This window comes from Paenimyroides viscosum, from assembly GCF_003858535.1.
In the GTDB taxonomy this organism is placed as follows: Bacteria; Bacteroidota; Bacteroidia; order Flavobacteriales; family Flavobacteriaceae; genus Flavobacterium; species Flavobacterium viscosum.
Window position 1 is genome coordinate 1 of the sequence record NZ_RQTJ01000035.1, and the last position, 22,221, is coordinate 22,221.

A 22,221-nucleotide genomic window follows, 5' to 3' on the forward strand; every position below is an offset into this window, starting at 1 on the left:
CATGCGAAATTACATTTTTAAAAATGTCTTCTTGTTTTGCCATAGTGCAAAAATACTAAAATTGCAGTTTGTTAAAGTTTGTAAAACAAATAGTTGTAAAATATTGTTTTTTTATTGTATATTAACGCAAAGGTACATAAAACTTGTTGGCAATGTGGGCAATTATCGATGTTTTTGATTTATTTTATCCGCACCTTTGTTATGGTTGCGATGAAGTTCTGCAAGGCAGGAATGATATCTTGTGCAGCAATTGTTTGATTAGTTTAGATTTTATTCCTCTTTCTATTACACAAAACACAGAAATGAAACGCCGGTTTTATGGCAAACTTTCTGTAGAACATTGTATGGCAACTTTTTATTTTGCCGAAAATAGTATCGTTCAGAAATTACTCCACGAACTTAAATATAAAAATCAGCAGAAAATTTCTATCTTTTTTGCTACACTTACTTTACAGCATTTAAAAAATCATGCTGTATTTAGTTGGGTTGATTTTATTGTTTGTATTCCATTGCATAAATCAAAAGAGAAAAAACGAGGTTACAATCAGTTAGATGGTTTTGGAAACGAATTAAGCAAACAATTGAATATTCCGTTTTATAAAGATTATCTTATTAAAACATCGAAAACTAAAACGCAGACCAAGAAAAGCATGTGGCAACGTGCCGAAAGTAAAACCGAATTTGTTGTGAATGAAAAATATCAAGACCTGCAAAACAAAAACATTTTGTTGATTGATGATGTTATGACTACCGGATCTACTTTAGAAATTGCGGGTAAATGCATCTTAAAAAATTCTACCCATAAAATAAGCATACTAACTATGGCATATACACGCTGAAAAAATCAAATAAAAATAGTTACTTTGCAGGGTAAATTTAAGTTGATGAGATTTTTAAGATATTTTAGTTTTTTATTGATACTAACTTTGGTGCTGTTTACAAACTGTGCGAAACGCGGAACCATTACTGGTGGATTAAAAGACACCTTGGCGCCCGTGATTTTGTCTACGAATCCGGAAAATTTCAGTACACATTTCAAAGAAAAAACCATACAGATAAATTTTGATGAATATGTTAAACTGAACAAAGTTAACCAACAGCTGATTATTTCGCCGCCAATGGATATACAGCCCGAAATTACCCCAATGGGTTATCCAAGTAAATTTATAAAAATCAAGATTTTTGACACCCTTAAAGCAAGCACTACGTACAGTTTTAATTTTGGCGAAAGTATTCAGGATAATAATGAGGGAAATCCGTACACAAACTACAAATACGTTTTTTCTACAGGAGATTATATCGATTCATTAAAACTGACCACCAATTTTGAAGATGCTTACAGCAAAAAATCAAACGGAACTATAAATGTGCTTTTGTATGAAACCGAAGGTTTTAACGATTCTACCATCTACAAGAAAAAACCGTTGTATGTAGCAAGTGTAAAAGACAGCGTTTCTACCGCAGACCTAGAAAACTTAAAAAGCGGGAGTTATTACCTTGTTGCCTTGCAGGAAAAAAGCAGCAATTATAAGTTCGATCCAAAATCAGATAAAATAGGTTTTCATTCAACACCTATTACTTTACCAACAGATAGTGTGTATAGTGTAAAATTATTTAGCGAAACCAAGCAGGCAACAGCATACCGTCCGTCATTGGTCAGTCAGAACAAATGGTTGGCAGCTTACGAAGGTGATACTAAAAATTTAAAGGTAACTGCAGTAGGCAATAATAAACCAATTGCATCGCGCATTCAGAAAGTTCCGGGAAAAGATTCGATCTACATTTTTACACCGACTGATAAATACGATTCGCTTCAGTTTAAATTTAAAACAACCGATTACGAAAAGATCCATTCTGTTAATCAACGAACTTTAAAACAAATTGATACGCTACAAGTGAAGTTTACAAAAAGTGGAACGATTCAGTTTAGAGATACTATTTCATTTACTACAAACACACCATTTAAAAGTATTTCTAACGATTTAATTCAGGTTATTGGTAAAGATTCGCTTCAGATTCCGTTTACTATTAAAACCGATTCACTGAACAACACCGTAAAGATTTTGTTTGATAAAGTGGAAGAAGAAAAATATACGGTATTTTTAAAACCCAACAGCGTAACCGATTTTTACGATACTGCTTTGAAAACCGAAATGATCCAACGCTTTCAAACCGGAAAACTAACCGAGTACGGAAACATTTCGTTTACACTTTCGGGAACGGTGAACTACCCCATTATTTTTGAGCTTTTGACTAAAGATGAAAAACTGTATGATTACCTGTATATAACCGAGGAAAGTTCTATTGAATTTCGAGCCATTGAACCTGATAAATATTTCATTCGAATTATTGAAGATGCTAACGGCAACAAAAAATGGGACACCGGAAGTTATTTGGAAAAACGACAGCCCGAAAAGGTGATTAACTTCTTAAAAGAATTTGATATACGCGCCAATTGGGAATTAAACGAAACATTGGTTATGCCATAAACTTAAAAACCTTCCAAATTGGAAGGTTTTTAAGTTTACTTTTTAATTAACTTTTTAACGGCCATACCTTGATTGGTTTGCAAATGCAATAGATACGTACCGCTTGCCAAGTTTTCTACATTTAGTTGTATTTCGGTTTCGTTGTTAAAGTTTTTTGTACTTAACTGCTTACCCGTAACATCATAAATTGTTATTTGGTTTACCAACATATTTTCACTGTTAGTTATGTTTACAACGTTAGTTGTTGGATTTGGATAAACATTAAATTTAGAGGAAATCCATTCATTTACATTTACAAAAGCCGGACGATTGGGTACAGCCGAAAGTTTAATATTATCATACTTAATCAATGCCCCAGAATAAGATGTTATTGGTTTATAAACACCAAAACCTATATATATATCTGGGTAACCAAGAGTTGTTCTTTTTTGAACACCCCAATATTTTAACATAGGAATGTATGTGTGAATTTCCCATGAATCCGTAATTTCAAAATACTCAAAATACACCTCAACTTTTATCCATTTGTGGTTATATACTTTTTTGTAATTTGCTGGGTGTGTTGATGAAGAATATATCATTGATTCATTCGCATTAACTTCGCATTTAAAATAATAATCGTTTGATTCAAAACCAACACTTGAGTCAAATAGCTCAGCAAAGTTGCCTGTAAAATCTTTACACCAAAATTCAAATTCTAATTTTAAAACATCATTACCTAAATCACGTTCGTCATAATCTTTAAAAATACCCGGTTGAACACATTTAGCTATACTAAAGAGATTATTTGGTGTTGTATTCCATCCCCAAGCTAACACTTTACCTCTATTAGGCTCATTAAAGATTCGAACATCATTGTAAAAACCATTAACCTGCCATCCATTCGTATTATTTAGAAAAGGACCTACATTATAACTTTCAAAATCATCACTAAATAAAACCTGTGCATTTACAGATGATAGAGTTAAAAGTGTAATTACCGATACTATATTTGCGATTAGATTTTTCATTATAATATATTTTTAAAATAAAATAACAAAACAAACTTATAAAACCCCATTTAATGAAATTCTATAAGCGTGTTAAATTTAGTTAAAATATATTAATTATTACAATATATGTTGAATATAAAAATACGATTTTTATAATATTTTAAAATTATCAGCATCATTTAAAAATGCAAATTTTTGTCGGGCTGTTCTTAAAGGATCTTTCTCCAGTTTTATTATTTCAATTTGATCCTCAATAAGTGGCTCCACAATATTTTTTCCCATGAAATCTATAACTTGTGAATGACCCGAATATTCTACTCCATTTAAATCAGTTCCGCAACGGTTTACTGCCACAACATAACTCATATTTTCAATAGCACGTGCTTTTAGCAAAGCATCCCAAGCATCAATTCGACGATTGGGCCACGAAGCTACATAAACCAATAAATCGTAATTAGTATTTACAATTCGCGAATAAACCGGAAAACGTAAATCATAACAAACCAATAAGCAAATATTCCAATTTTTGTAAGAAACAATTAATTTCTCATTGCCTGGTGTATATACCTTTTCTTCGCCCGCTAATGTAAACAAGTGTCGTTTATTATAGGTTTGATAAGATCCATCGGAAAAAACAAAAAACAAGCGGTTATAATAATTATTTTCTTGTTTTACTACCCAACTTCCTATAATGGCAGTTTGCTTATCTACAGCTAATTTTTGAATAATTTGGAATGTTTTACCGATTTCATCTTCAGCAACGATTTCCGGAGTCATTGTAAAACCTGTGGTAAACATTTCGGGCAATACTACAAGATCAACAGCATTCGGTAAATTCAAGATTTTATCTTGAACATACTCTAAATTTGCTTGTTTATCTTCCCAAATGGTATCGAATTGTATTAAGGCTGTTTTCATAGTTCTAATTTATAAAATTAAAACCAAAGACAAGAATTAGTTTGAAAACTGTTCTAATTTTTTACCGATGTAAGAAAACATATAGCTAAATTTTGCATTGTAAGACATAGAACGGCCATCAACTATTGAAAGTTCTTTTCTATTTTCTTTCGCGTAGCTTGAAACCTCTTGCAGCACTTCTTCTTCTCCTTTTTTATACTCTTTGTATTCTACTGATTTTTTATCACAAAGCTTATCAATATAGGCAATGAACTTTTCATTTTTAGGTGCCAGAATCTTTAAATATGGAAAAATTTGTTTGTCTTTATTAAACGAGAAAAATCTCATATAATACGATTTATCGCTATCTTTCTGGTTTACGTAAAAATACAATTCATCGTTTAAAGATCCGTTTCTACCAAGATTTATGTAATAATTTGCATACATAACAACATAATCATCAACCCTTGGTATTTGAAACATTGTTACAGGTTCTTTATCTTTTACTTCTAATGATTTTCTCTCAAATTTATATACATTAATTCGATCAAAACGGGTAGGCTCATCACCAGAAAAAACCACATATTTTATATTATTTGCAGGTATTTCAACATAACTCCCACTTCCTTCTGCTTTAAACAATATGGCATTAGCTTCTACATCTCCATGTCTAAAAAGTTTAGGATCTAACGTTAGCATACGCTTGCCTACATTTGAAACTTTATTGTTTTTAATATAGCCTGTTTTTGTGGTATTGTCGTTCATATATACCATGGCTTGCTCAGGAATTTCCTCATTTGCTTTCCAGTAAATAAATTGAGAATGCGCACTAAAAGATAAAAGCGTAATAAGGAATAAATAAAAGTTGTTCATAAAAGTTGTTTAAATTTTGGCTAAAATAGAAAAATCCGAATATAAGTCCGGATTTTTCTATTAAAATATTTTAATTTAATTATTTTATTGAAGCTGATAAGTATTCACGATTCATACGTGCAATGTTTTCTAAAGAAATTCCTTTAGGACATTCTACTTCACAAGCTCCTGTATTTGTACAGTTACCAAAACCTTCGTTATCCATAGCTTCCACCATGTTTAATACACGTTCTGTAGCTTCTACTCTACCCTGTGGTAACAAAGCAAACTGAGAAACTTTAGCAGAAACGAACAACATAGCCGATGAGTTTTTACACGTAGCTACACAAGCACCACAACCAATACAAGTAGCTGCATCAAACGCTTTATCTGCGTTGTCTTTACGAATTGGCAATGCGTTAGCATCTTGTGTATTTCCTGATGTATTTACAGACACGAAACCACCTGCATGCTGAATACGGTCAAAAGACCCGCGATCAACCACTAAATCTTTAATTACTGGGAATGCTTTGGCACGGAATGGCTCAATATAAATAGTATCGCCATCTTTAAACTTACGCATGTGTAACTGACAAGTAGTTACACCGCGATCTGGTCCGTGTGCTTCACCGTTAATAAATAAAGAACACATACCGCAAATACCTTCACGACAATCGTGATCGAATGCTACAGGGTCATCACCTTTTTCTACTAATTCGTTATTTAAAACGTCTAACATTTCAAGGAATGACATATCCGGTTCAATACCGCCGATTTTATAATCGACCATTTGACCTTTATCTTTTGCGTTTTTTTGACGCCAAATTTTTAATGTAAGATTCATCTTATCTAGTTTTTAAAGTCTTAAAGTCGAATGTCGAAAGTCGGACATTAGGACTTTTGACAGTTGACTTTCGACTAAATTACTTATAACTACGAGTTACCATTTTAATGTTTTCATATACTAAAGGTTCTTTGTGAAGAACAGCTTCACGCGGGTTTCCTTTGTATTCCCAAGCTGCAACGTATGAGAAGTTTTCGTCATCACGTTCTGCTTCACCTTCTGCAGACTGGTGTTCTTCACGGAAGTGACCTCCACAAGACTCTTCACGGTGTAACGCATCTTTAGCAAATAATTCACCTAATTCTAGGAAATCGGCTACACGTAATGCTTTTTCTAATTCTTGGTTGAATGATTCAGCAGTACCTGAAACTTTTACGTTTTTGTAGAAATCTTCACGTAAAGCTGCAATTTCTTCCATTGCTTCGTTCAGTCCTTTTTCATTACGAGCCATACCTACTTTATTCCACATGATTTTCCCTAATTTCTTATGGAAATAATCAACCGAATGTTGTCCTTTATTGTTCATGAAATGATCAATCATTGAACGTACATTGTTTTCTGCTTCAACGAACTCTGGTAAATCGGTAGAAATGGTTCCTGTACGGATATCATCTGCCAAATAATTACCAATTGTATAAGGTAAAACAAAGTATCCGTCTGCCAAACCTTGCATTAAAGCCGAAGCTCCTAAACGGTTTGCACCGTGATCAGAGAAATTTGCTTCACCAATACAGTAACATCCTTCAACAGTTGTCATTAAATCGTAATCAACCCAAACACCACCCATTGTATAGTGTACTGCAGGGTAAATCATCATTGGTGTTTTGTACGGATTCTCGTCTACAATCTTGTAGTACATTTGGAATAAGTTTCCATATTTGTTTTCAACTACTTTCTGACCTAAATCATAAACCAATTTCGCATCGTTTTCATCTAAATGGTGAATACGAGCTTGTTCTTTACCGTAACGATCAATTGCAGCAGCGAAGTCTAAATAAACAGCTTCACCAGTTGCATTTACACCAAAACCGGCATCACAACGTTCTTTAGCAGCACGCGACGCAACGTCACGAGGTACCAAGTTACCGAATGATGGGTAACGACGCTCTAAGTAATAATCTCTATCTTCTTCAGCTAAATCGGTAGGCTTCTTTTTACCTTCACGAATTGCTTGTGCATCTTCTAATTTTTTAGGCACCCAAATACGTCCATCGTTACGTAATGATTCTGACATCAACGTTAATTTTGATTGATGATCACCAGTAACCGGAATACATGTTGGGTGAATTTGTGTGTAACAAGGATTAGCAAAGTAAGCACCACGTTTGTGTGCTTTCCAAGCTGCCGTTACATTAGATCCCATTGCGTTTGTTGAAAGGAAGAATACGTTTCCGTAACCACCTGTTGCAATAACTACTGCGTGTGCGGAGTGACGCTCAATTTCACCTGTAACCAAGTTACGCGCAATAATTCCACGTGCTTTACCATCAACAATCACTAAATCTAGCATCTCGTGACGGTTGTACATTTTAATTTTTCCACGACCAATTTGGCGGTTCATTGCAGAGTAAGCTCCTAATAATAATTGCTGACCTGTTTGACCTTTAGCGTAGAATGTACGTGAAACCTGTGTTCCACCAAACGAACGGTTATCTAACAAACCACCGTACTCACGTGCTAACGGCACACCTTGTGCCACACATTGATCGATGATGTTTACAGAAACCTCAGCCAAACGGTGTACGTTTGCTTCACGAGCACGGTAATCGCCTCCTTTTACTGTATCGTAAAATAAACGGTAAACAGAGTCACCATCACCTGCATAATTTTTAGCTGCGTTAATACCCCCTTGTGCTGCAATTGAGTGTGCACGACGTGGAGAATCTTGGTAACAAAAAGCTTTTACACTGTAACCTAATTCGGCTAAAGTAGCAGCAGCAGATCCACCCGCTAAACCAGTACCAACGATAATTACGTCGATATTACGTTTGTTTGCTGGGTTTACTAATTTAATATGATCTTTATAATCTGTCCATTTCGATGAAATAGAACCTTGTGGTATTTTATTATCTAATGCCATAATCAATCTTCTTTATATGATTATTTAATGAAGTGAATGTAAATTGGAATAATTGCAAAAAGTAATGGAATAATGATTGCAAATAATTTACCTAATCCGTTAATTAATCCGTTGTATTTTGGGTTATTAGCACCTAACGATTGAAATGCACTTGCAAATCCATGCATTAAGTGAAATGCTAACACAACCATAGAAAACACATAAAATATGGTGAATAGTAAACCGTACGTTGGATCTTTAAAAAACTCTATAGTGATTTTGTATAAATCTTTGTAGCCTTCTGCAAATTTAACATCGGTACCTTTAATGTAGAATTCTTTGTTGTTTCTTATTTCAAACTCGCCACTTTCAACTTGTTGTTGTGCAATAAAACTACCTGTAGTTGTATTGTAAACAATCAAATCAATTTTTTGATCTGTCATTGGAACAGCTTGTGAAACCGTTTGTTGTTGTAAAGGCATGTCGCTAAAATGCATTTTTGCCCAAAAATTCGTCATGTGTGTAGCAATAAAAACAAGCAATAATGTTCCTAAAACCGCCATGTTACGTGACTGCCACGTACTGTTTGATGCTGCATTGTTTTTTACGTAACCTATTGGACGCGCTTTTTTGTTTTGAATGGTAAGCATGATACCATCTACCGCATGAAATAAAATTGAGAAATACGTAAGGTAAGAAAGAATTTTTACCGCCGGATTTGAGGTCATGAAGTACGCATATTGATTGAACTGTAAATCAGTTCCAAAAATCAATTGCAAGTTACCTGCTAAGTGACCAACCAAAAACACGCATAAAAATAACCCTGTAAGTGCCATCCAGTATTTTTTACCGATTGACGACTTTAATAGTGCAGATTTTGCCATAATGTAATGTTACTAGTTTTTCTTCTTAAAAAATCACACAAAAATACAGCTAATTATAAAAACAAAAAAAATGTTAATTGCTTTATTTCGCTATTTATAATCAGTTTAAACAAATTATTGTATTTGCAACAAAAAAGCTTCTACAACCTACTATTCGTAACTTTTTGGCATATCGGCATCTACCACAATAATGAAGGTTGCTTTTTTAAGATGTTCTTTTTCCATTTTTTTCACATCTACTTGTTCAACCACGCTTATAGTTTGTATTTTTTTATCTTTATTGTACTGATTTATATACCATGCAATTCCCTCGAAATTATCGCTGTGGTACGATCCGTTTAAATGTAGAAAAATACTGTTAGGTTGCGATTCTGTAAGTAAAAAATGAGCCATTGTAGCATCTTTAATTGCCTGCGATTTCGGAAAATTCGCATTTGCATGATTGCTGTCTTTAAACATTTCCATCATTTTTACATAACCCGGCAGGTTTTTATCATACGGAAAAGGCAAAGGTGCAATCCAAGATTTTTCTTCAACCGAAAGCGTATCTAAAGCCTCCACACCTTTTTTGTAAACCAAACTTGCATAACGGCGCGGAACATTCGTTGCTACATAATTAATGTTGTTTTCTTTAGCAAAATTCAACAAAGGTTTGTAATCGGTTTTATAGTTATTCCAAAGACGCGCTTCTTTTTCAAACGCTGTTTCGTCAATTTTCCCTTTTACGTAATTCTGTAAGATTTCCGCCTGATCGCGTTCAAACATTTCAGCTCCGATTATTAATTTTTTAGATTTATCGGCATGTAAACTTTTTGCGACTTTTACCTGAAAGTAGTGTGCAATGGAATTGTTATGTAATTCGCCAAACAAGACCACATCTGCCTTTTGAAGGCTTTTGCTCATTTTCTCGAACGACACTTCTTTTCCTTCCGAAGTAAATATTTTATAAGGTCGAACTTGGGCTGAAGCAACCGAAACTATTAATATAAATAAAGCTGTAATAAATTTCATAAAACTTTTAGTAATTTTAAATTGATGAATATAGAATAAGTATGTAAATTTGATTATATCAAAGCGAATAAAGATCAAAACTATGAAATATCATCAAATAGACCGAAATCTTTTTATAAAAAACCGTAAAAAGTTTGTTGGTCAAATGGCTCCACAAAGTTTAGCCGTATTTAATTCTAACGACATTTATCCGGTTTCTGCCGATTCTACTTTACCTTTTGCACAACATCGCGATATTTTTTATTTATCGGGTGTAGATCAAGAAGAATCTATCTTGGTTATTTTTCCTGATGCTTTTGAAGAAAAACACCGAGAAGTTTTGTTTTTACGTGAAACCAACGAACATATTGCTGTTTGGGAAGGCGAAAAACTAACAAAAGAACGCGCTTTTGAAGTAACGGGCGTTAAAACAGTTTATTGGTTGTCTGATTTCCCTACTGTTTTTAGAAAAATGATGGTGGAGGCAGAAAATGTGTATATTAATAATAATGAGCATTACCGTGCATCGGTTGAAACAGAAACACGTGAAGATCGATTTATTAAGAAATTAAAGAACGATTATCCTTCACATCAATACTTACGATCAAATCCAATTTTACAACGTTTGCGTTCGGTAAAAGAACCGCAGGAAATTGCTCTGATTCAACAGGCTTGCGATATTACCGAGAAAGGTTTCCGCAGAATTTTAGGTTTTGTAAAGCCTGGCGTTTGGGAATATGAGATTGAAGCGGAATTTGCACACGAGTTTTTAAGAAATCGATCGAAAGGTTTTGCATACACGCCTATTATTGCAAGTGGCAACAATGCGAATGTGCTGCATTATATCGAAAATAACCAACAATGTAAAGACGGCGATTTAATTTTGTTTGATGTTGCTGCAGAATATGCTAATTACGCATCAGATTTATCAAGAACGATTCCTGTTAGCGGACGTTATACAGCACGCCAACGTGAGGTTTACGATGCTGTTTTACGTTGTAAAAAAGCTGCTGAAACTTTGTTAGTTACAGGAAATAACTGGTACGATTACCACAAAGAAATGGGCAAGATTTATACGTCGGAATTATTAGGTTTAGGACTGTTGGACAGAGCCGATGTGCAAAACGAAAACCCAGACTGGCCGGCTTATAAAAAGTACATGATGCACGGAACATCGCACCACATGGGATTAGATACGCACGATTATGGCATTTTAACTGATAATTTTGTGGAAGGTATGGTATTTACCAACGAACCTGGCTTTTACATTCCTGCCGAAGGTTTCGGAATTCGTTTAGAAGACGATTACGTAATTCAAAATCAAGGCTTGCCATTTAATTTAATGAAAAACATTCCGTTGGAAGCTGCCGAAATTGAAGATTTAATGAACAGATAGTTTTTAGTTTTAAGCTGTAAATTATAAACAAACTCCGACAGAGTTCAGAACTCTGTCGGAGTTTTTATTTAATAATACTTAAAAAATCCCGATTACTAATCTTATCAGTATCGGGATTTCATTTTAAAAAATATAAAGTTTGATTATGACCAGCGTTTGTTTCCATAAGCTTCGTATTGGTATGCATAAACTTTACTCCATTTATCGTATTGAGATCTGCTTAACAGATTTTGAATTTTACGATCGTACTCACGGTCTAGCATACGTAATTTTTGCTCTGGGTTTCTGTATTTTTTAACAATAGAACGTTCTTCGTTTTGTTTATCTTTTAAAATATCAACCAACATACGTTCTTGACGGTTTGTTAAATCTAATCGTGAAAAGCTGAAGTTACCATATTTGTTGTTATATCTATCGTTACCATAACTTTGCTGGCTGTAACGGTTTTCTTGATGAGTTTTATTATCTGTTCTAACCATTTGGCGTTGCTGTGCAAATCCGCTTAATCCTAAAGCTAATACTGCTAGTGTAATTATTGTTCTCATGATTTCTAAAATTTTTAATTATTGTTTGACAGGTATATTTCAATTGCTGTACCAAACTTCACCTTTAATTAAAAATATTTTATAAACAATTGAATTTCAAATATATATAAAAAAAAAGCATCAAGATAACTTGATGCTTTTAATATATAAATGATAATTTTTAAAATTATTATCGGAAAAATTGTAACAAAGAGAGCGCATTAACACTTCGTCAGTTCGAGCGTAGTCGAGAACCGAAGCCTGTTGAGAACTTATAATTACCAACTTCTCGATACGCTTCACTGCGTTACACTACTCGAAGCGACGTCTTATCTACATACAATAATCACACTAAATATACGAAGTTTCATATAGTCAATATTTCTTAATAAGCTCTTGCGTCGTTACCCTCTACAAAGTTCATAAAGGCTCGGTTTACTACTCGGTTTCCACCTGCTGTTGGGTAGTTTCCGGTAAAATACCAATCTCCTAAATTTTCAGGACAAGAAATATGCAGATTTTCTACCGTTTGAAACATAACTTTTAAATCGGCTTTTACTGTTTCTGGATGCAACATTTCAGAGATTTTATCAGAAATTTGTTCATCGGTAAACGGTGCATAAATTTCTTTTACATGATTTATCACTTCTTCGTCTGGTAAATGCTCTTGCTTTTTACATTTTGCATACACTTCGTTAATGATATGATACATATTGCGATCTTTCAATAATTCTAATGTTGCGTTAAAAGCAATCAGCGTATCCATTTTAGCCATATCGATACCATAACAATCAGGATAACGAATTTGTGGAGCCGATGATACTACAATGATTTTTTTAGGATTTAATCGATCTAACATTTTAACAATCGATTTTTTCAAGGTAGTTCCACGCACAATACTATCGTCAATAACAACCAATGTATCGGTAGGTTTTACTACACCGTAGGTAACATCGTACACATGTTCTACCATATCGTCACGGTTACTATCGTCTGTAATAAACGTACGTAACTTGGCATCTTTAATGGTGATTTTTTCTGAACGAATGGTTTTAGAAAGAATTTCCTGTAATTTTTCTGGCGTTAATTGATCTTTTAAAGCCAAAATACGTTCTGTTTTCTGCTGATTTAAGAAATCTTGCGCACCTTCTACCATACCAAAATAAGAAACTTCGGCAGTATTAGGAATGTAAGAAAAAACAGTATTTTCTACGTCATGGTTTAATTCCTCAAGTATCATTGGCATCATGGTTCTACCTAATTGCTTACGCTCTTGATAGATTCCTGCGTCGTTTCCTCTTGAAAAATAAATACGTTCAAACGAACATGCTTTTCTTTCTAAAGGTTCCATAATTTCTTCAAAAGACACCTGACCATCTTTCTTAATAATTATTGCTTTACCTGGATCTAGTTCTTTAATTTCGCTGAAAGGCACATTAAATGCGGTTTGAATCACCGGGCGTTCTGATGCTACAACAACAATTTCTTCGTCTTCGTAATAAAACGCGGGACGAATTCCTGCCGGATCGCGCAATACAAACGCATCGCCATGACCAAACATTCCTGCCATTGCAAAACCACCATCCCAATTTTTAGACGCACGACGTAAAATACGTGCTACATCTAAACGTTCGCCAATTACCGGAGAAGCATCTTTTTTAGATAAACCTTCGGCATCGCGTAAATTATAGTACAATTCTTCCACTTCATCATCTAAAAAATGACCAATTTTTTCCATTACCGTAACAGTATCAGCCATTTCTTTTGGATGCTGCCCCAAACGAACCAAATCATCAAACAAAACCTTTACGTTGGTTAAATTGAAGTTTCCGGCAACGATAAGGTTGCGATGCATCCAGTTGTTCTGACGTAAAAATGGATGTACACTTTCTATATTATTCTTTCCGAAAGTTCCGTAACGAACGTGCCCCAAAAACACTTCGCCCAAATAAGGGATGTGTTTTTTCTGTGCTTCCACGTCGTTGATCCACTCCGGATTTTCTTCTAATTCCTCATTGATCCTTCCGTTTATTTGCGAGAAGATATCCTGAATAGGAGATGTTTTGTTGGAACGAACACGGCTAATGTAACGCTCACCCGGATCCATATCTAACTTAATACTTGCTAAACCAGCTCCGTCTTGTCCGCGGTTGTGCTGTTTTTCTAGTAAAAGATACATTTTCTGGATAGCATAGAAACTTGAACCATATTTTTCTTTATAAAAAGATAACGGTTTTTTTAATCTTAAAAGTGCAATACCACATTCGTGCTTTATAGCGTCGCTCATTGTTATAGTTGTGTGTTGTTGTTAAACCAAAAAAAGCCCGTGATTTGGGCTTTCTAATTTTATTGCGTTAGTTCTATATCGAACTGTGTTAACATTTTAAACTGTTCTAAACGTGCGTTTACTTCTTCTTTTTCTAAACTTTCCATGCGTTGTGTTCCGAATTTTTCAACACAGAACGACGCTAGATTAGAACCGTGTATAATGGCATTTTTCATATTATTAAACGAAACATTTCCCTGCTGTGCCAAATAGCCCGAAAAACCACCTGCAAAGGTATCGCCTGCTCCCGTTGGATCAAAAACTTCTTTTAAAGGTAATGCCGGTGCAAAAAACACTTGGTCGTTATTAAAAAGTAATGCGCCGTGTTCTCCTTTTTTAATTACCACGAATTTTGGCCCCATGGTATGAATAATTTCTGCTGCTTTAACTAACGAATATTCACCAGAAAGCTGGCGTGCTTCTTCATCGTTAATTGTAAGAACATCAACACGTTTTAAAACCTGTTTTAATTCTTCTAAAGCGCAATCCATCCAAAAATTCATAGTATCTAAAACAACCAATTTTGGCTTTGATGTTAATTGATCTAAAACACCGATTTGAATATTAGGGTGTAAATTCCCCAACATAATAACATCAGAATCTTTAAAGTCTTCCGGAACAATTGGGTTAAAATCTGCCAAAACGTTTAATTGGGTATCCAAGGTATCGCGTGAATTTAAATCGTTATGATACAAACCGCTCCAGAAAAAAGTTTTGCCTTCTTTTACGATTTCAATCCCTGAAATATCGATGTTTCTGCTTGATAATAAATCTAAATATTCTTGAGAAAAATCGTTTCCAACTACAGAAACAATTGCCGATTTTACATTAAAATGCGATGCCGATAAACCAATATAAGTTGCGGCTCCACCAAGAATTTTGTCGGTTTTACCAAAAGGTGTTTCAATTGCATCATAAGCAACGGTTCCTACAATCAATAATTTGTTCATATAGTTGTTTGTAAATGAAGACGCAAAGATAATACGAAACCAACTAATACGCAAACACGTTTATCATTCCTTAACATAGATTAATTTTCGTTTTCTTCATACCACTCATCAATCAGCAATTTAGGTTCTTTTGATGCCTGAACCGCCAAAAAATCGCAACGTTCATTCATTGGGTGGTTGTTATGTCCTTTTACCCATTGAAAACTGACTTTATGCTTGCGGTAAATTTTTAAAAAACGCTGCCATAAATCGGGATTTTTCTTCCCTGCAAACCCTTTTTTTTCCCAACCAAATACCCATCCTTTAGAAACGGAGTCTACCACATATTTAGAATCCGAAACTACTAAAACCGTTAAATTATCTTTTGTTAAAGCCTCTAATCCAACAATTACCGCCAATAACTCCATTCGATTATTAGTCGTTTTACGATACCCTTTTGATAATTCTTTAAAATGTTTGGTATTGTTTAAATGCAAAATAGTTCCATAACCACCCGGACCTGGATTTCCGCGCGATGAACCATCGGTATATAAAAGAATTTCGGGTTGCATGCAATTTAATTTGTTGCAAAAATACAATTCTATTTTGGCATTTTTTTTGTTAGCACCTATCAAAACACAAAATCTATGAAGAAATTTATACTTATAATTAGTTTATTGGCTGTCACAAATATTTTTGCGCAAAATAAAAACTCGGTTTATAATTACGACTATAACTATGCCAATAAAATGGCGAGATTATGGATTGATTTTGATATTATTGCAGAGTACGATTTTTTAGAACACAAGCTGTTTCATAAAGATTTCACTTTGAAAGACGGCTATATTTTTAAGACCACGAACGATTCATTAGTCGAAATTGGCTTTTACAACACCGAACAATTTATTGCAAACAGAGAAATCTACGAAATGAAATATCCTGCTGCGGGTAGAATCGCCATTCGTAAAAAAGGAGACAAAACCTGGATAAGAGTAAACACCAAGCAAACAACGGTAGCGTTTATTGAATCGGCAGATAACATTCCTGAAATGGTTCAGTTTTGGGCAATAACAACTGCTTTACAACGCGAATTATTTCACAGAGAAAGACGATTGTATCAAAAAGCAACATCAACCAATATCACCGTAAATACAGCAACATCGTTATAAAATATTTTTATGAAACCACTACTAACCTTCATTTTGCTTTTAAGTTTTTATTTAAGCAATGCACAATATTTACAAAACGATACTATTTATTTTGATATTCCAAACGATACCATTGCACGACTTTGGGATAGTCACGACTACAATCACACCGATATTGATTTAAAAAACAAACGCATTATAAATGATTATTACCTTTTTGAAGAAACTGTTGTTTTTGCTGTTGATGATTCTTTATCGTTTGAAATTGGCAGTTACGATAAAAACAATCTGTATCTGGAAAAACAATACAAATTTTCTAAACCATTATTTAATCGATTAGAAATAACCGAAGTTGAAAGCAAAAAATCGGCTAAAGTGCGTACTAAAGCCGATCATATTATTTTTGAAGATCTACATAATATTTTAACCGATGTTATAAAATTGTGGTTAAGCGAAAAATGTATTCGCAGGTATTTAAATCGCGAAGAAACCGAAAGTTTTATTGGCGATATACTTATTGGTGTAGGTACATCATTTTAATCATTCAACAATTTTTCGATCACTTTTGGGAAATGTTCATACTCTAATTCGTGTACTTTAGCAGCAACTTCTAAAGCAGTATCGGTTTCATTAACTATGGTTTTAGCCTGAAAAATCACCGCACCTTCATCGTAATGTTCGCTTACAAAATGAATGGTTATGCCCGTTTCGGTTTCTTTATTAGCAACAACAGCATCGTGCACAAAACTCCCGTACATACCTTTTCCGCCAAATTTTGGTAAAAGCGCCGGATGAATATTCACTATTTTATTTGGATACAACGCCACAATTTCGGCAGGAAACAACAATAAATATCCTGCTAAAACAATTAAATCGGGCTTTAATTCGTTGATTCTATCAAGCAAAACACCTTCATCATTCTGCTTTTTTGTGATTACTTCGGCAGAAACATTCAAATTCTTAGCTCGTTCTAAAACAAAAGCATCTTTTTTATTGGTAATAATATGAAAGTTGTGCAAAATATTTTTTTCTCTAAAATACTTAATAATATTTTCAGCGTTACTTCCCGATCCAGAAGCTAATAAAACAATGTTTTTCATACAATTACGATACTTTTTATTGGATATTAAATTTTAAATAATTAAATTAACCTGCACAAAATTCGAAAAAAATATTCAATTAAAGATTATTTTTTTAACTTCGCAGTTACAAAAACAATTAAATGTGTGGTTTTAAATTAAAGTTTTATATTTTTGCCACAACAATTAAACTTAAAAAATAGAAAAGGTTATGTCAGACATTGCATCAAGAGTAAAAGCAATTATCGTTGACAAATTAGGAGTTGACGAAAACGAAGTTGTAACAGAAGCAAGCTTCACAAACGATTTAGGGGCTGATTCATTAGACACTGTTGAGCTAATCATGGAATTTGAAAAAGAATTTGATATTCAAATCCCAGACGATCAAGCTGAAAACATTGCTACTGTTGGTCAAGCTATCTCTTACATCGAAGAGGCTAAAAAATAATAACTAATAAGCCTGTGCAGTAATAATATTGCACAGGTGTTATTATTTCTCTTTTTAAGTTAAGATTAAAATTTTAGATCTAATTCTATAAAACTATAGCAACCCAATGTTTCCTTTTGTTTGAAACTTGGGTTTTTATTATTTTATTTAAAATATACTTATATGAATTTGAAGCGAGTTGTTGTTACTGGTTTAGGTGCCTTGACTCCTATTGGAAATAACGTTACAGAATTTTGGAACGGACTTATGAACGGAGTAAGTGGTGCGGCGCCAATTACTTATTTTGACGCTTCTAACTTTAAAACACAATTTGCTTGTGAACTTAAAGGCTTTAATGTTGAAGATTTTATCGACAGAAAAGAAGCACGAAAAATGGATCGTTATACCCAATACGCAATGGTTACCGCAACCGAAGCTATGGAAGACGCAAATTTTAATTTAGAGAAATTAAATTTAGACCGCGCAGGTGTAATTTGGGGCTCTGGTATTGGCGGTTTACAAACTTTTCAAGACGAAGTTACCAACTTTAACCAAGGAAACGGCGTGCCTAAATTTAACCCATTCTTTATTCCTAAAATGATTGCTGATATAGCAGGAGGTTTAATTTCTATGAAATTTGGCTTACGCGGACCTAACTTCACAACAGTTTCCGCTTGCGCATCATCTACAAACGCAATTATCGATGCCTTTAATTACATTCGTTTAGGAATGGCAGATGTTATTGTAACTGGTGGATCTGAAGCTGCAGTTACTATAGCCGGAATTGGTGGTTTCAACGCAATGCATGCATTGTCTACAAGAAACGATGACCCTACAACAGCATCACGCCCTATGGATAAAGACCGTGAAGGTTTTGTTTTAGGAGAAGGTGCAGGTGCATTGGTTTTAGAAGAATACGAACACGCTGTTGCACGTGGTGCAAAAATATATTGCGAAATTGGCGGTGGCGGTATGTCTGCAGATGCACACCATATTACAGCTCCACACCCAGAAGGTTTAGGTGCTAAAAATGTAATGTTGAACTGTTTGCGCGATGCCGGTTTACAACCAACGGATGTAGACGGAGTTAACATGCACGGAACATCTACTCCACTTGGAGATATTGCCGAATCTAAAGCAATTTTAGAGGTTTTTGGTGAACATGCTTATACTATGAATTTGAATTCAACAAAATCTATGACCGGGCATTTATTAGGCGCAACAGGTGCGGTTGAAGCAATATCTTGTGTATTAGCATTACAACACGGAATTATTCCACCAACTATCAATCATTTTACAGATGATGAGAATATTGATCCAAAACTAAACTTCACCTTTAACAAACCTCAAAAACGTGATGTTAAAGTTTTAATGAGCAATACCTTTGGTTTTGGCGGACATAATGCTTGTGTTTTAGTTAAAAAAATTGAGAATTAATTAGCATGAATTGGCTAAAAAAAATATTGATAAAAAAATCCCCTACCAACAATAGCGGGATTTTTTGTTCAGAAATTTCTAATATAATAGGATACAAGCCGAAAAACATACTCCTATTTGAAACCGCCTTTACACACCGTTCACTAAACAAAGTTACCATAACAGGTAACGCTTTAAATTACGAACGCTTAGAGTTTTTAGGCGATGCTATTTTAGGTTCGGTAATTGCTGCTTTTTTATACAACAATGCACCTAAAGGAGACGAAGGTTACCTAACCCAAATGCGATCAAAAATTGTTAATAGATCGTACCTAAACAGCATTGGCAAAAAACTACGCCTAATAGATTTAATAAAAACAAAAGCCAATATAGCCAACTTTGGAGATAACATTAACGGCAATTTACTAGAAGCCTTAATTGGCGCTATTTATATTGACGAAGGTTTTACTGCGTGTGAAAAATTTATTTATAAAAATATTTTAGTCGATTTTAAAGATCTGGAGCATTTAGAAAATAAAATATCAAGTTATAAAAGCTTGTTTATAGAGTACTGCCAGAAAAACAAGTATACCTTTAAGTTTGAAAATTGCGAAGACGAAGGCAAAGATCACGTAAAGCATTTTACCGTAAAACTTTACTTTAACGATCTGGTAATTGCCCGAGCCCGAGCAACAAGCAAGAAAAAAGCAGAAGAAAAAGCAGCACATAGAGCCTTTTTTGTTTTACAAAACCAAATGGAGAGCTATTAATAAAACATTAAAAATCAGATAAATCCCAATTATCGCATATATATTTCGTATTTTTGTTAAAGATGATACCCTTAAAAAAACATACCAGCGAAATTTTACATAAGTTAGATCTTATAGACGACGACAATGATGATATTGTATTAATTGCTATAAAATCTAACATACCCGACTATAAAATGGCGTATCAGTTAAACCGATATTTAGGTGTTAGTTTTACAAAAGTACTTCCCGAAATATCTTTAACAGAAAATGTTACTGTGTTTTTTCGCAGTTTTATCTATCAAGATCATAAAAACCATTTAATATGGCGGCTGTTAGAAAACAAATCTAACTACGCACAAGGCGATGCTAACGAAGGGTATTCTTTATTTGAAAACAACGAAGATTTATTTACAGCTACACGCTATTTAATTCCAGAATGGAAAAATATCGATTTTTTTATTTTAATAGAAAATACCGATTTTTTATTTAACACCGACACGCTGTTAGATAAACTTCAAAAAATCAAGAACATATCGGCACAATTTATCGTTGATATCGATTCTTTAACTTTAAAATCACAAAAAAATTTAATTTTTTAATATGTTACCAAGAAAAAAAACAAAAATAGTCGCAACCCTAGGTCCGGCTTGCAGCACCAAAGAAATAATTAAACAAATGATTGAATCTGGTGTAAATGTTTTTAGAATAAATTTTTCGCATGCAGATTATTTTGATATTGAAGACAAAGTAAAAATCATTCGCGAATTAAATGATGAATTTCATTACAACACTTCTATATTAGCAGATTTACAAGGTCCAAAGCTACGCGTTGGCGTTATGAAAGACGAAGTTGTTCTTAAAAAAGGTGATATTATCACTTTTTCTACAAAAGAAGAATTTTTAGGAACTGCCCAAAAAGTTTACATGACCTACAAAAGTTTTCCGCAAGATGTTAATCCGGGCGAAAGCATTTTGTTAGACGATGGTAAACTTATTTTTACCGTATTAGATACTGATGGAGTTGAAGAAGTACGTGCAGTAGTAGTTCAAGGCGGACCATTAAGATCTAAAAAAGGAGTTAACTTACCTAACACAAAAGTATCATTACCAGCTTTAACAGAAAAAGACATTAAAGATGCGCTTTTCGCTATTAAATTAAGTGTAGATTGGATTGCATTATCTTTTGTAAGAACCGAAGAAGATTTAGAAGATTTACGTTTATTAATAGAAGAACATTCAGCTCATAAAATTCCGATTATTGCTAAAATTGAGAAACCAGAAGCGGTAGCGAACATCAATAAAATTGTATCGCATTGCGATGGGTTAATGGTTGCTCGTGGCGATTTGGGTGTTGAAATTCCTGCACAAGAAGTTCCGTTAATTCAAAAGCAATTGGTTCACAAAGCAAAATACGCTCGTATTCCGGTAATTATTGCTACCCAAATGATGGAAACAATGATTACCAGCCTAACGCCTACCCGTGCTGAAGTGAACGACGTTGCGAATTCTGTAATGGATGGTGCAGATGCAGTAATGCTTTCAGGAGAAACATCGGTAGGGAATTATCCTGTTCAGGTAATCGAGAAAATGACACAGATTATTAACAGTGTTGAAAATTCTGAATTAATTAAACTACCAGTTAACGATCCAAAAATTAAAACGAAACGTTTTATAACCAAATCTATTTGTTATCACGCAGCAATAATGGCTAACAGTATTGAAGCTAAGGTTATTAACACGTTAACCAATTCAGGATACACAGCTTTTCAAATTTCGGCTTGGCGACCAAATGCACATATTTTAGCTTATACATCTAACAAACACATGCTTACACAATTAAGTTTACTTTGGGGTGTTACGGCTTTTTGGTACGATAAATATGAAAGTACCGATGTTACCATTGAAGATATTAACCAGATTGCCAAAGACAATAATTATGTAATTGAAGGTGATTATACAATTAATTTAGCTTCAATGCCATTAAATGAAAAAGGAATGGTAAATACCATTCGTGTTTCTGAAATTGAATAAACATAACAGACTATTTACTTGTGAACTTCTTTATTTTTTGTTTTGATGACATGTGCATATCTTGCACAACAGAATCTGAATGATTTTTAGAAGAAATTGTCTAAAAGAGTAGCACAAAGAAGTAATGTAAAGTATATTGAGAAGTCTTTGATTTTAAGCACTCAACAAGCTTAAAGTGGCCAGACT

Annotated in this window: 22 protein-coding genes; 10 read left to right on the forward strand and 12 right to left on the reverse strand. The window is 33.9% G+C overall.

What is annotated here, in order from left to right:
• Positions 1–152 precede the first annotated feature (152 nt).
• Both EG242_RS12570 and EG242_RS12575 read left to right on the forward strand, forming a co-directional pair.
• Positions 153–839 carry a ComF family protein gene (locus EG242_RS12570; RefSeq protein WP_124900212.1) on the forward strand — a complete coding sequence of 229 codons (687 nt, stop codon included), beginning with the start codon at positions 153–155 and terminating at the stop codon, positions 837–839.
• Positions 840–884: 45 nt separating this feature from the next.
• Positions 885–2,489: an Ig-like domain-containing protein gene (locus EG242_RS12575; RefSeq protein ID WP_124900213.1), complete on the forward strand. Its 1,605-nt coding sequence runs from the start codon at positions 885–887 to the stop codon at positions 2,487–2,489.
• Positions 2,490–2,524: 35 nt separating this feature from the next.
• Here EG242_RS12575 and EG242_RS12580 read toward each other — a convergent pair whose 3' ends face one another.
• The 7 genes from EG242_RS12580 to EG242_RS12610 form a co-directional block, all read right to left on the reverse strand.
• Positions 2,525–3,499 carry a T9SS type A sorting domain-containing protein gene (locus EG242_RS12580; RefSeq protein ID WP_124900214.1) on the reverse strand — a complete coding sequence of 325 codons (975 nt, stop codon included), beginning with the start codon at positions 3,497–3,499 and terminating at the stop codon, positions 2,525–2,527.
• Positions 3,500–3,631: 132 nt separating this feature from the next.
• Positions 3,632–4,399 carry a nitrilase family protein gene (locus EG242_RS12585; protein ID WP_124900215.1) on the reverse strand — a complete coding sequence of 256 codons (768 nt, stop codon included), beginning with the start codon at positions 4,397–4,399 and terminating at the stop codon, positions 3,632–3,634.
• Positions 4,400–4,435: 36 nt separating this feature from the next.
• The gene (locus EG242_RS12590) at positions 4,436–5,251 is read right to left on the reverse strand and encodes a hypothetical protein (protein ID WP_124900216.1); all 816 of its coding nucleotides are present in this window, start codon (positions 5,249–5,251) and stop codon (positions 4,436–4,438) included.
• 79 nt (positions 5,252–5,330) lie between these two features.
• A complete protein-coding gene (locus EG242_RS12595; protein WP_124900217.1) occupies positions 5,331–6,074 on the reverse strand; it encodes a succinate dehydrogenase/fumarate reductase iron-sulfur subunit in 744 nt (247 codons plus the stop codon).
• Positions 6,075–6,153: 79 nt separating this feature from the next.
• Positions 6,154–8,154 (reverse strand): fumarate reductase/succinate dehydrogenase flavoprotein subunit, encoded by a 2,001-nt coding sequence (locus EG242_RS12600; protein ID WP_124900218.1) that lies wholly within the window; start codon positions 8,152–8,154, stop codon positions 6,154–6,156.
• 20 nt (positions 8,155–8,174) lie between these two features.
• The gene (locus EG242_RS12605; RefSeq protein WP_124900219.1) at positions 8,175–9,017 is read right to left on the reverse strand and encodes a succinate dehydrogenase cytochrome b subunit; all 843 of its coding nucleotides are present in this window, start codon (positions 9,015–9,017) and stop codon (positions 8,175–8,177) included.
• Positions 9,018–9,167: 150 nt separating this feature from the next.
• Positions 9,168–10,028 (reverse strand): ChaN family lipoprotein, encoded by an 861-nt coding sequence (locus EG242_RS12610; protein ID WP_124900220.1) that lies wholly within the window; start codon positions 10,026–10,028, stop codon positions 9,168–9,170.
• A gap of 82 nt (positions 10,029–10,110) precedes the next feature.
• Between EG242_RS12610 and EG242_RS12615 the strand changes: the two genes are divergently transcribed.
• Positions 10,111–11,403, forward strand: coding sequence for an aminopeptidase P family protein (locus tag EG242_RS12615; RefSeq protein WP_124900221.1), 1,293 nt, complete (start codon positions 10,111–10,113; stop codon positions 11,401–11,403).
• 143 nt (positions 11,404–11,546) lie between these two features.
• On the opposite strand, the gene EG242_RS12620 is transcribed toward EG242_RS12615, so the two are convergent.
• The 4 genes from EG242_RS12620 to rnhA all read right to left on the reverse strand — a co-directional run bounded on the left by EG242_RS12620 (position 11,547) and on the right by rnhA (position 15,754).
• Positions 11,547–11,948, reverse strand: a complete 402-nt coding sequence (locus EG242_RS12620; RefSeq protein WP_124900222.1) for a hypothetical protein — start codon at positions 11,946–11,948, stop codon at positions 11,547–11,549.
• Between the two features lie 364 nt (positions 11,949–12,312).
• Positions 12,313–14,214, reverse strand: a complete 1,902-nt coding sequence (locus tag EG242_RS12625) for an amidophosphoribosyltransferase (protein ID WP_124900223.1) — start codon at positions 14,212–14,214, stop codon at positions 12,313–12,315.
• Positions 14,215–14,273: 59 nt separating this feature from the next.
• Positions 14,274–15,203, reverse strand: a complete 930-nt coding sequence (locus tag EG242_RS12630; protein ID WP_124900224.1) for a PfkB family carbohydrate kinase — start codon at positions 15,201–15,203, stop codon at positions 14,274–14,276.
• 80 nt (positions 15,204–15,283) lie between these two features.
• The gene (rnhA, locus tag EG242_RS12635; protein WP_124900225.1) at positions 15,284–15,754 is read right to left on the reverse strand and encodes a ribonuclease HI; all 471 of its coding nucleotides are present in this window, start codon (positions 15,752–15,754) and stop codon (positions 15,284–15,286) included.
• A gap of 75 nt (positions 15,755–15,829) precedes the next feature.
• Here rnhA and EG242_RS12640 point away from each other — a divergent pair, with 75 nt between their 5' ends.
• Positions 15,830–16,351, forward strand: coding sequence for a hypothetical protein (locus tag EG242_RS12640; RefSeq protein ID WP_124900226.1), 522 nt, complete (start codon positions 15,830–15,832; stop codon positions 16,349–16,351).
• A 9-nt stretch (positions 16,352–16,360) separates the two neighbouring features.
• On the forward strand, positions 16,361–16,870 hold the full coding sequence (locus EG242_RS12645) for a hypothetical protein (protein WP_124900227.1): 510 nt from the start codon (positions 16,361–16,363) through the stop codon (positions 16,868–16,870).
• Here the strand turns inward: EG242_RS12645 and purN are convergent.
• Positions 16,867–17,430 carry a phosphoribosylglycinamide formyltransferase gene (gene purN / locus EG242_RS12650; protein WP_124900228.1) on the reverse strand — a complete coding sequence of 188 codons (564 nt, stop codon included), beginning with the start codon at positions 17,428–17,430 and terminating at the stop codon, positions 16,867–16,869. The two genes, EG242_RS12645 and purN, sit on opposite strands and share 4 nt — an antisense overlap.
• 190 nt (positions 17,431–17,620) lie before the next feature.
• Here purN and EG242_RS12655 point away from each other — a divergent pair, with 190 nt between their 5' ends.
• The 5 genes from EG242_RS12655 to pyk all read left to right on the forward strand — a co-directional run bounded on the left by EG242_RS12655 (position 17,621) and on the right by pyk (position 22,035).
• On the forward strand, positions 17,621–17,857 hold the full coding sequence (locus EG242_RS12655; RefSeq protein ID WP_007137004.1) for an acyl carrier protein: 237 nt from the start codon (positions 17,621–17,623) through the stop codon (positions 17,855–17,857).
• 162 nt (positions 17,858–18,019) lie between these two features.
• On the forward strand, positions 18,020–19,273 hold the full coding sequence (gene fabF / locus EG242_RS12660) for a beta-ketoacyl-ACP synthase II (protein WP_124900229.1): 1,254 nt from the start codon (positions 18,020–18,022) through the stop codon (positions 19,271–19,273).
• Positions 19,274–19,278: 5 nt separating this feature from the next.
• Positions 19,279–20,022, forward strand: coding sequence for a ribonuclease III (gene rnc / locus EG242_RS12665; RefSeq protein WP_124900230.1), 744 nt, complete (start codon positions 19,279–19,281; stop codon positions 20,020–20,022).
• A 62-nt stretch (positions 20,023–20,084) separates the two neighbouring features.
• Positions 20,085–20,603, forward strand: coding sequence for an IPExxxVDY family protein (locus tag EG242_RS12670; RefSeq protein ID WP_124900231.1), 519 nt, complete (start codon positions 20,085–20,087; stop codon positions 20,601–20,603).
• 1 nt (position 20,604) lies between these two features.
• The gene (gene pyk, locus EG242_RS12675; RefSeq protein WP_124900232.1) at positions 20,605–22,035 is read left to right on the forward strand and encodes a pyruvate kinase; all 1,431 of its coding nucleotides are present in this window, start codon (positions 20,605–20,607) and stop codon (positions 22,033–22,035) included.
• The last annotated feature ends 186 nt before the right edge of the window (positions 22,036–22,221 follow it).